The sequence below is a fragment of the Cellulomonas sp. genome (assembly GCF_036279715.1).
Classification (GTDB): Bacteria; Actinomycetota; Actinomycetes; order Actinomycetales; family Cellulomonadaceae; genus Cellulomonas_A.
Genome location: NZ_DASUIR010000157.1, coordinates 1 through 10026, shown reverse-complemented (window position 1 = coordinate 10026; position 10026 = coordinate 1). Strand labels below are relative to the sequence as shown.

Genomic DNA, 10026 nt, shown 5'->3' with positions numbered 1-10026 from the left:
GTTCCGGCTGTGGTGGATCCCGCAGGGCGCGGGCGCGGGCGAGGGCGCGTACGTGCGCTACGACCACGAGGCTCTCATCGGGATCCTCGCGCTCGAGGCGCACCGTGCCGGGGCCGTCGTCATCGGCGAGGACCTCGGCGTTTTCGAGCCCTGGGTGCGCGACTACCTGACGGAGCGCGGCATCCTCGGGACCTCGATCCTCTGGTTCGAGAAGGACCAGAACGGCCGGCCGCTCGCACCCGAGCACTATCGACGGCTCGCCCTGGCCAGCGTCACGACCCACGACCTGCCCCCGACCGCCGGCTACCTCGCCGAGGAGCACGTCGCGCTGCGCGAGCGGCTCGGCCTGCTGACCGAGTCGGCCGCCCAGGTACGGGCCGAGGCGCGGGCCGAGCGCGAGGAGATGGTCGCGGTGCTGCGCGGGCGAGGGCTCGTCGGCGCCGACCCGTCGGAGCGCGAGCTCGTCGAGGCCCTGCACCGCCTGATCCTCGCGACGCCGGCTGCTCTCATCGGCGTCTCGCTCGCCGACGCGGTCGGGGAGCGGCGCGCGCAGAACCAGCCGGGCACCGACCAGGAGTACCCGAACTGGAAGGTCCCGCTCGCGAACGGCTCCGGGCAGGTCGTCCTCATCGAGGACCTGTTCTCCAACCCGCGCCTGCGCTCGCTCGCGGCGACCCTCAACCAGGGCTGAGGACCGCACGCCGGGCCTGCGCCAGGCGTGCGGTCGCCAGCAGGCGTCGGATCAGCCGCGCCGGCGGTCCGTCTCCTGGGCTGCGAGCGTGCGCCGGACCCCGTCGCGGCTCTCGATGATGAGGCGTCGCAGCGCGGGAGCGGCATCGGGGTGCGTCTCGAGCCAGTCGTCGGTCGCGCCGAGCACGTCGACGCGTGCGTCGTCCGCGAGGTCGCTCGGGTAGAGGCCCAGGACGATGTTCTGCGCCATCTCGTTCGTCCGCGACTCCCACACGGGTTCCAGCGCGGCGAAGTACGGTGCGACGAACGGCACGAGGAGCGAGCGGTCGTGCACGCGGCCGAACCCGTTGATCGTGGCGGCCTGGATCGCGTTCGCGAGCTCGTCGTGCTCGACCGCCGCCGCCCAGGCCGCGGTCTTCGCCTCGGGCGTCGGGATGGCTGCGCGGGCGGCCGCGGCAGCCCGTTGGCCGGTGGCCGTGGGGTCGCTCGCGAGCTGGTCGGCGATGCGGGCCTCGTCGGCCCGGCCGCCCGTGGCGAGCGACGTGAGCAGCTCCCAGCGCAGGTCGGTGTCGATGGTCAGGCCGTCGAGCGTGCGCGTGCCGTCGAGGAGCGCGGCGACGACGTCGAGGTGCGCGGGGGCCGAGGCGCGTCCGGCGAACGCCTTGACGAGCTGGAGCTGCGTGTCGGAGCCCGCCGCGGCAGCCGTGGCGAGCTCGAGCAGGCTGTCGGCTGCAGCGACGTCGGTCGCGTCGCGGTGCTCGGGCGTGACATACAGGTCGACCGCGGTGCTCAGCTGGCGCAGCAGCACCTGCACGACGGTCGAGTCCGACTCGCGGCCGATGTTGCGCAGGACCAGGTCGACGAACGAGCGCGCGGGGGTCTCGGCGTCGCGGATGGCGTCCCAGACCGCGGTCCACACGAGCGTGCGGGGGAGCGAGTCGGTGAACGAGCCCAGGTGCGCGGTCGCGGTGGCGAGCGACACGTCGTCGAGGCGCATCTTGGCGTACGCGAGGTCGTCGTCGTTGATGAGGACGAGGTCCGGTCGGCGCTGCCCGACGAGCGCGGGGACCTCGGTCCGGGGGCCGTCGACGTCGAGCTCGAGCTTCGACGTGCACTCGAGGACCGTCGACCCGTCGTCGCGGGTCGTCACGGCGTAGCCGCTGACGACGAGGCGGTGCGGCCGCTGCACGGGGTGCGCGGCCGGGGCCTCCTGAAGCACTGCGAACGACGTGATGGTCTCGACGCCACCGTCGGTCGACGTCGTGATGGCGGGCCGCAGCAGGGTCACACCGGCCTGCTCGAGCCACAGCGACGACCATGCCGACAGGTCCCGACCGCTCGTGACCTCGAGCTCGGACAGGAGGTCCCGCAGCTCCGTGTTGCCCCACGAGTGCTTCGCGAAGTAGGCCTGGACGCCGGCGAAGAACTCGTCCCGTCCGACCCACGCGACGAGCTGCTTGAGGACGCTCGCGCCCTTGGCGTAGGTGATGCCGTCGAAGTTCACCTCGACGTCCTCGAGGTCCCGCATGTCGGCGACGATCGGGTGGGTCGACGGCAGCTGGTCCTGGCGGTACGCCCAGTTCTTCTCGAGCGAGGAGAACGTCGACCAGGCGTTGGTCCACTGCGTCGCCTCGGCGGCCGCGAGCGTCGACATGAACTCGGCGAACGACTCGTTGAGCCACAGGTCGTCCCACCAGCGCATCGTCACGAGGTCCCCGAACCACATGTGCGCCAGCTCGTGCAGGATCGTCACCGCTCGGCGCTCGATCGTGGCCTCGGGGACCTTCGAGCGGAACACGTAGCTCTCGAGGAACGTGACCGCGCCGGCGTTCTCCATCGCACCCGCGTTGAACTCGGGGACGAACAGCTGGTCGTACTTCGCGAACGGGTACGGGTGAGCGAACTTCTCCTCGTAGAACGCGAACCCGCGGCGCGTGACGTCGAGGATGTTGTCGGTGTCGAGGTGCGCTGCGAGCGACGACCGGCAGTAGACGCCCAACGGGATGGTCCGCCCGTCGCTGCTCGTGAGCTCACCGTGCTCGGCGTGGTACGGGCCCGCGACGACCGCGGTGACGTAGCTCGCGATCCGCGGGGTCGGCTCGAACGTCCACGTCGAGGTGCCCTCGTCGCGCCCGCCGTTACGGTTGCGGCCGCCCTCGACAGCCACGGGCTGCCCGACGACGGGGTAGTTGGACACGACCGTCCAGTGCGCCGGCGCCGTCACCGTGAACGCGAAGGTCGCCTTGAGGTCCGGCTGCTCGAACACCGCGAACACGCGGCGGGAGTCCGCGACCTCGAACTGCGAGTACAGGTACACCTCGTCGTCGACCGGGTCGACGAAGCGGTGGAGACCTTCACCGGTGTTCATGTACGCCCCGTCGGCGACGACGGTGAGCTCGTTCTCCCCGGCCAGCTCGTCGAGGGCGATGCGTGAGTCGGCCACGACGACGGCGGGGTCCAGGGCCCGGCCGTTGAGCACGACCTCGTGGACCTCGGGCGCGATGAGGTCGATGAAGGTGGAGGCACCCGGCGTCGCGGTGAACCGGACGGTCGTGCGCGACGTGAACGTCGTCGGGCTCGTCGTGAGGTCGAGGGCGACCTCGTACGAGCGCACGGCGACGACAGCGGCGCGGGTACGCGCCTCGTCACGGGTCAGGTTCTGGGCGGGCACGCGGGGTCTCCTTCGGGCAGGACGGGCCAGGTTGTGGCGGTCCCGCGATCATTGCATGCCACCTCCGCCACCTGCGCGGACCTCGGTCGGAGCCGGTGCGGACTGGCACCGCCGCCGCGGCTGCGGGCGGAATGCCCGTGGCACCTGCGCCGTTGGCACGAGGGACGTGACCCGAGCCGAGGAGACAGACGTGCTGGAGACCCTGACGACGACCGACCCCGACACTGCGATCGATCGCGAGTCCGCCCGGGACGTCGTCGACCTCTGGTTCGACCCGCTGTGCCCGTGGGCGTGGATGACCTCGCGGTGGATCACCGAGGTGGAGAAGGTCCGGGACATCGAGGTCCGCTGGCACGTGATGAGCCTCGCGGTGCTGAACGAGGGCCGCGACCTGCCCGAGGACTACCGCACCCTGCTCGACGGGGCGTGGGGTCCCGTGCGGGTCGTCGTCGCTGCGGCGTCCCTGCACGGCGAGTCGGTCGTGGCGCCGCTCTACACAGCGCTCGGCACGCGCCGACACCCGGGCGGGCGCACGGACACCGAGGCCATCGTCGCCGAGTCGCTCGCCGAGGTCGGCCTTCCCGCCGACCTGGCTCGGTTCGCGACGAGCGACGAGTTCGACGAGCAGCTGCGGGCCTCCCACCAGCGGGCGATCGACCTGGTCGGCGACGAGGTCGGGACTCCCGTCGTGGCGTTCAACGGCACGGCCTTCTTCGGTCCCGTCATCACCCCTGCTCCGCGCGGCGAGGCCGCCGGGCGGCTGTGGGACGGGTTCGCGCTCATCACGAGCGTGCCGGGCTTCTACGAGCTCAAGCGCACCCGCACGCAGGGCCCGGTCTTCGACTGAGCAATGCCGTCCGCGGCAGGCTCGTCGCGCCTGTTCGGGTGGAGTGCCCTCGCGAGCCGTGTGATGCTGGTCGTCGCACGCACGGCGAGCGGGAGGGAATTCGATGGCAGGCCCCACGACGGGGATGCGGCTGGGCCGCGGGATGACGATCTTCATCGCGGTCGACGCCGTCCTCGTGACGGTCTTCCTCGTCATGCTCGCGCTCGCACTCACAGGCGGGCTGGCCAGGACCAGCAGCTCGTCGTCGACGGCCGGCTCGTCGAGCCCGGGTGCGTCGGCATCGGGTGCGGTCGCGCCGTCCAGCTCACCGTCCGGCTCCTCGGCGCATCAGGCGCTCGAGTCCTTCGCCCTCCCCAGCGGCAACATCGCCTGCACGATGTCGGACGCCGGGGCCAAGTGCACGATCGCGAGCATCACCTTCGCGCCGCCGACGGACGCCGCCTGCACGGGCACGATCGGGCACGTGTTCGAGGTGGGCACCGACGGCGTCCGCATCCCGTGCGTCGACGGCCCCGCACCGGGCGTGGCGGCCGGAGGCACGCCGCAGCTCGAGTACGGCACGTCGTCGACCGTGGGTGGCTACACGTGCACCAGCTCGACGAACGGCGTGCGCTGCGTCGAGGACGCGACGGGTCGCGGATTCGAGCTCGCCCGCAGCAAGTACGTCGAGCTGCCCTGACCGGCTGGGCAGCCGCGAGCCCGACCCCTCACCAGATCTGGACGCGCTCCTCGGGCGGCAGGTACAGCGCGTCGCCGGGCACCACGCCGTACGCGGCGTAGAACTCGTCGAGGTTGCGCAGCACGCCGTTGCAGCGGAACTCGTTGGGCGCGTGCGGGTCGGTCGCGAGGCGCCGGATCGCCTCTTCGTCGCGGGCCTTCGACTGCCACGCCTGGGCCCAGCCGATGAGCACGCGCTGCACGCCGGTGAGGCCGTCGATGACCGGGGCCTCGTCGAGCGGGCGCCCGAGCGCGATCCGGTAGGCCGTCAGCGCGATCGACAGCCCGCCGAGGTCGCCGATGTTCTCGCCGATCGTCAGTGCGCCGTTCACATGGTGCGAGCTGTCGAGCTGCGCGGGGGAGAACGCGGAGTACTGGGCGATGAGCGCGCTCGTGCGCTTCTCGAACTCCGCCCGGTCCTCGGCGGTCCACCAGTCCTCGAGCCGTCCCTGGCCGTCGTACTTCGAGCCCTGGTCGTCGAAGCCGTGGCCGATCTCGTGACCGATCACCGCGCCGATGCCGCCGTAGTTGACGGCGTCGTCTGCGTCCGCGTCGAAGAACGGCGGCTGCAGGATCGCCGCCGGGAAGACGATCTCGTTCATGCCGGGGTTGTAGTAGGCGTTGACGGTCTGCGGCGTCATGAACCACTCGTCACGGTCGATCGGCCGGCCGATCTTCGCGAGCTCCCAGTCCTGCTCGAACGCCGACGCACGGCGGACGTTGCCGACGAGGTCGTCGGCCGTGACCGTGAGCGCCGAGTAGTCGCGCCACTTCACGGGGTAGCCGATCTTCGGGGTGAACGCGTCGAGCTTGGCCAGGGCCTTCGCGCGCGTGTCCTCGCCCATCCACTCGAGCGTCGAGATCGACTCCCGGTAGGCGGCGACGAGGTTGTCGACGAGGACGGTCATCTTGTCTTTGTGGGTCGGCGGGAAGTGCCGCTCGACGTACACCTTGCCCACCGCCTCGCCCAGGACGCCCTGCACGAGCCCCACGCCGCGCTTCCACCGGTCGCGCAGCTCCTGCGCGCCCGTCAGCGTGCGCGCGTAGAAGTCGAAGTTGGCCTCGACGAGGGCGCTCGACAGGTACGGCGCACGAGCCGACACCGCATGGAACGCGAGCCACGCCTTCCAGTCCTCGAGCGGCTCGTCGGCCCACAGCCGCGCGAACGCCTCCGCGAACGACGGCTCGCGCACGACGAGCTGCTCAAGGGCGTGGTGCGGTGCGCCGAGCGCGTGCGCCCAGGCGGACCAGTCGAAGCCGGGCGCGGAGTCGGCCAGATCGGCGAGGGTCGTCGGGTTGTACGTGAGGTCCGCGTCGCGGTCCTTGACGACGTCCCAGTGCCCGGCAGCGAGCTTGGTCTCGAGCGCGATGACGCGTCCCGCGAGCTCCGCGGCCTGCGCGTCGTCGGCGGCGACCCCGCCGAGCGTCAGCATGCGGGCGACGTGCGGCCGGTAGGCGTCGCGCACCTGGGCGTACTGGTCCTCGCGGTAGTACGACTCGTCGGGCAGGCCGAGCCCCGACTGGGCGAGGTAGACGACGTAGCGGGTCGGGTCCTTGGCGTCGTTGTCGACCCAGAACCCGGTCGCCCCGGCGGCGCCCGTGCGCTGCAGCGAGCCGAGCGCCTCGGTGAGCTCCGCCTGCGTCGTCGCGTCGTCGATCAGGGCGAGGTCGGCGCGCAACGGGGCGATGCCGGCCGCCTCGACCGCGGACTCGTCCATGAAGCTCGCGTAGAGCGCACCGATCTGGGCCTCGACGCCGCCGCTGGCACCCGGCTCGGCGGCTGAGCCGGACGCGGCCGACGCGGCGTCGGTGATGATGTCCCGGACCTGCTCCTCGGCCTGGTCGTACAGCGCACGGAACGCGCCGTCGACGGCGCGGTCGGCGGGGATCTCGTGGGTCGCGATCCAGCGGCCGTTGACGTGCGAGTACAGGTCGTCCTGCGGGCGGACCGCGGGATCGAGGGCGGTGAGGTCGATGCCGCTGTGAGTCATGGGCCCAGGCTATGACACGCGGTGGGGCCGCCGGATGCGGCACAATCGGCGCATGCGCATCCACGTTGCTGCTGATCATGCCGGGTACGAGCTCAAGGTCGCGCTCATCGAGCACCTCAGTGCAGGTGAACGGTTCGACGTCGTCGACCATGGGGCGTTCGCCTACGACGCCGAGGACGACTACCCCCCGTTCTGCCTCGAGGCGGGCGAGGCCGTCGTCGCCGACCCGGGAAGCCTCGGTGTCGTGATCGGTGGCTCGGGCAACGGTGAGGCCATCGCCGCCAACAAGGTGGTCGGCGTGCGCGCCGCACTCGCCTGGAACCATGACACCGCGCAGCTCGGCCGCGCCCACAACAACGCGAACGTCGTCGCGATCGGGGCGCGGCAGCACTCGGTCGACGAGGCGATCGAGCTGGTCGAGGCGTTCCTCGCCGAGCCGTTCAGCGGCGACGCACGTCACCAGCGCCGCATCGACCTGCTGACGGCGTACGAGGCGTCCCGCTAGAAGACCCAGCTGCACACCGGCGCGACGGGCCACGCGAACGCCCCCGAGGCCGCCTGCACCGCCCCAGCGTGCTGCTCGGTCACGAGGCCGGCTCGAGCCAGGGCAGCCAACGACCGCCCGCCCAGGTAGGTCGCCGCGAGCTCACGCACGTCCGCCGTCAGGTCGGCCGGCGCGTTCGTCGAGGTGACCTGCGCGTCCCACGTGCCGTCCGGTTGCTGTGTGCCCGTCACGAGGCGCCACCGGCCGTCGTTGGCGGGCAGGCGCGCGTCGACCACGTCGAGCACGACGTCGACGGGGGCGCAGTAGCGACGCGCCGAGAGCGCCGCTGGCACATCGAGGAGCCGCACCCACAGGTTGTCGGTGACCTTGGGGATCGTCGTGCGCGCGTCGACCAGGAGGTGCAGCAGCTCGTCGTCGACGGCGAGCATCCCGGTCTCGACCGTCGCCGTCAGGTCGAGGTCGAGCAGAACCGACCACAGCCGGTGCGCGGAGGCGGCGTCGAGGGCTGCGACCTCGCGCACGAGGACCTTGCTCCGGGCGCCGCCGTCACCCCAGACCTCCTTGCGGCGCAGCAGCGCGTAGGCGCGGGGCGTGTCTCCGGCCAGCACCGTGACGACCCGCAACGGCTCGCCACCCTCACGCCACGCGGGCGGGTCGGCAAGCTGGCGTTCCTGGAGCAGGCTCGTGTCGCGCCGGATCCAGCCGGGGCGCCCCTGCCCCGCGGCTGCGTGCACCGCCTGGACGAGGGGGACGTGGACCGCGCGGTCGAGCGGCTCGAACCTGATCGTGAGCTCGTCGGACCCCGGGACGTCCCGCAGCGCAGCGCCGCGGGGGACGACCAGACGCAGGTTGTCGGCCGCAGAGCCGTACCCGAACCGGCCGTAGATGGCCGGCTCGGCGGCGAACAGCGCCGACACAGGCTCGCCGCGGTCGACTGCGCGTGCGAAGTGCGTGTCGATCATCGCGGAGAGCAGTCCCCGCCGCCGGTGGTCGGGCCGTGCCCCGACCCACGTGAGGCCCGCGCACGGGACCTCGGCGCCGGGGACCGGGAGCGTGAACGGGAACGACGAGTGCACCGCGGCGAGCGTCCCGTCCTGCGTCTCGACGGCCATCGTCCGCGACCAGTCCAGCGTGAGGGGGACCTGGGCGGACGTCTCGGCGTCGGGCTCGAACGCGAACGCGAGCTGGTCGACCTGTTGGAACTCGTCCTTGCGGGACTCGGGGACCTGGACGATGCGGTAGCCGGCGGGTGCAGTGGTCACCTGAGCCATTCTGGCCGCGCCGGCCCGCATCGGTCACGTGATTGGCGCCGCGACCTGCGTCTGGCCACGCCGGGGGGCGGGGTGCGCATGCGGCGCAGACCTCGGTACCCTCGGGCGTGCACACCACAGCGCGCGCCGCTCGACACGAGACAGCGCTGTCGCACGCCCGCTCGCGCATGCGCCGTCGCGGGATGGGCCTGCAGCTCACGGCGACCGGGATGCTGGTGATCCTCACGGTGATCGCCTCGGCGGGGGTCGTCGGCGCGCCCGCGTGGGTGCCGCCGTCGGTGCTGCTGCTCGTCGAGCTGCTCGGGGCGTTCCTGCTGCGCCTGCGCGGGATGATCGTGCTGTGCCTGGCCATCGTCGTCCAGGTCGTCGTCATGATCTGGACGGGCATCGCCGACGTCAGCCCGGGGCAGCAGCTGGTCCTGGCCGTCTCCATCGTCGCTCTCGTCGCGTTCACGGCGTATCGCGACCGGTTGGGCCTCCAGGGCGCTCCGAGCGACCTCATGATCGTGGACCTCCGGGACCGGCTCGCCGCGCACGGCCGGATCCCGCAGCTGCCGTCGGGCTGGCGCGTCGACAGCGCGATGAGGTCGGCGCACGCCGAGGCGTTCTCTGGCGACTTCCTCGTCGCGGCGCGCGCCCGAGATGCGGCGCTCCTCGAGGTCGTCCTCGTGGACGTCTCGGGGAAGGGTCAGGGTGCGGGAGTGCGCTCGCTGCAGCTGTCCGGGGCCTTCGGCGGGCTGCTCGGGCTCATGCCTCGCCAGGACTTCCTGGCCGCAGCGAACACCTACCTGCTCGAACGTTCGTGGGAGGAGGGTTTTGCGACCGCGATCCACGTGGCCGTCGACCTCACGACGGGCCAGTTCTGGGTGGCGTCGGCCGGCCACCCGCCCGCTCTCCACCTGCACGCCGGTTCCGGGCTCGTCGAGATCATCGACACGATCGGTGCGCCGGCGCTGGGCATCGTGCGCGACCTCCCACGCGTCGAGCGGACCGGGCGGCTCGAGCACGGCGACACCCTGATGATCTACACGGACGGGGTCGTCGAGGTGCCGGGCTACGACCTCGACCTCGGGATCGACCGTCTCATGGGTGCGGCGCAGCGGGTCGTGGCGACCCGGCGCGGCGGCGCCGAGGCGGTGCTGGACGCCGTGCGCGCGGGCGACAGCGACGACCGCGGCCTCGTGCTGGTGCACCGGGACTGACGCGAGGCACGGGTGGACGACGACTATCTCGAGATCGTGCTGGACATGGTCGACCGCATCCCGTCCGGGCGCGCGATGACCTACGGCCTGGTGGCCGAGGTGGTCAGCGAGGAGCTCGTCGCCGCGGGAGGT

At 72.1% G+C, this 10026-nt stretch carries 8 protein-coding genes; 5 read left to right on the top strand and 3 right to left on the bottom strand.

Features of this window, described 5'->3' with window-relative positions:
• Positions 1-691: 4-alpha-glucanotransferase (locus VFW79_RS14690; protein WP_329678038.1), on the top strand; the 691-nt coding region annotated here is incomplete at its 5' end.
• A gap of 51 nt (positions 692-742) precedes the next feature.
• Here VFW79_RS14690 and pepN read toward each other — a convergent pair.
• Positions 743-3361: an aminopeptidase N gene (pepN, locus tag VFW79_RS14685; protein ID WP_329678037.1), complete on the bottom strand. Its 2619-nt coding sequence runs from the start codon at positions 3359-3361 to the stop codon at positions 743-745.
• Positions 3362-3563: 202 nt separating this feature from the next.
• Between pepN and VFW79_RS14680 the strand changes: the two genes are divergently transcribed.
• Positions 3564-4208 carry a DsbA family protein gene (locus VFW79_RS14680; RefSeq protein ID WP_414647991.1) on the top strand — a complete coding sequence of 215 codons (645 nt, stop codon included), beginning with the start codon at positions 3564-3566 and terminating at the stop codon, positions 4206-4208.
• 103 nt (positions 4209-4311) lie between these two features.
• Positions 4312-4887: a hypothetical protein gene (locus VFW79_RS14675; RefSeq protein WP_329678036.1), complete on the top strand. Its 576-nt coding sequence runs from the start codon at positions 4312-4314 to the stop codon at positions 4885-4887.
• Positions 4888-4915: 28 nt separating this feature from the next.
• Here the strand turns inward: VFW79_RS14675 and VFW79_RS14670 are convergent, their stop codons facing one another.
• The gene (locus VFW79_RS14670) at positions 4916-6916 is read right to left on the bottom strand and encodes a M13 family metallopeptidase (RefSeq protein WP_329678035.1); all 2001 of its coding nucleotides are present in this window, start codon (positions 6914-6916) and stop codon (positions 4916-4918) included.
• Positions 6917-6968: 52 nt separating this feature from the next.
• Between VFW79_RS14670 and VFW79_RS14665 the strand changes: the two genes are divergently transcribed.
• Positions 6969-7421: a ribose-5-phosphate isomerase gene (locus tag VFW79_RS14665; protein ID WP_329678034.1), complete on the top strand. Its 453-nt coding sequence runs from the start codon at positions 6969-6971 to the stop codon at positions 7419-7421.
• Here VFW79_RS14665 and VFW79_RS14660 read toward each other — a convergent pair.
• Complete coding sequence (locus VFW79_RS14660) at positions 7418-8692, bottom strand: GNAT family N-acetyltransferase (protein WP_329678033.1); 1275 nt, start codon at positions 8690-8692, stop codon at positions 7418-7420. The two genes, VFW79_RS14665 and VFW79_RS14660, sit on opposite strands and share 4 nt — an antisense overlap.
• 107 nt (positions 8693-8799) lie before the next feature.
• Between VFW79_RS14660 and VFW79_RS14655 the strand changes: the two genes are divergently transcribed.
• Positions 8800-9894: a PP2C family protein-serine/threonine phosphatase gene (locus VFW79_RS14655; protein ID WP_329678032.1), complete on the top strand. Its 1095-nt coding sequence runs from the start codon at positions 8800-8802 to the stop codon at positions 9892-9894.
• Positions 9895-10026 lie beyond the last annotated feature (132 nt).

Coding starts and splice junctions, on each gene's coding strand:
- VFW79_RS14675 (WP_329678036.1), top strand. CDS start 4,312: ATGGCAGGCCCCACGACGGGGATGCGGCTGGGCCGCGGGATGACGATC.
- VFW79_RS14670 (WP_329678035.1), bottom strand. CDS start 6,916: ATGACTCACAGCGGCATCGACCTCACCGCCCTCGATCCCGCGGTCCGC.
- VFW79_RS14665 (WP_329678034.1), top strand. CDS start 6,969: ATGCGCATCCACGTTGCTGCTGATCATGCCGGGTACGAGCTCAAGGTC.
- VFW79_RS14660 (WP_329678033.1), bottom strand. CDS start 8,692: ATGGCTCAGGTGACCACTGCACCCGCCGGCTACCGCATCGTCCAGGTC.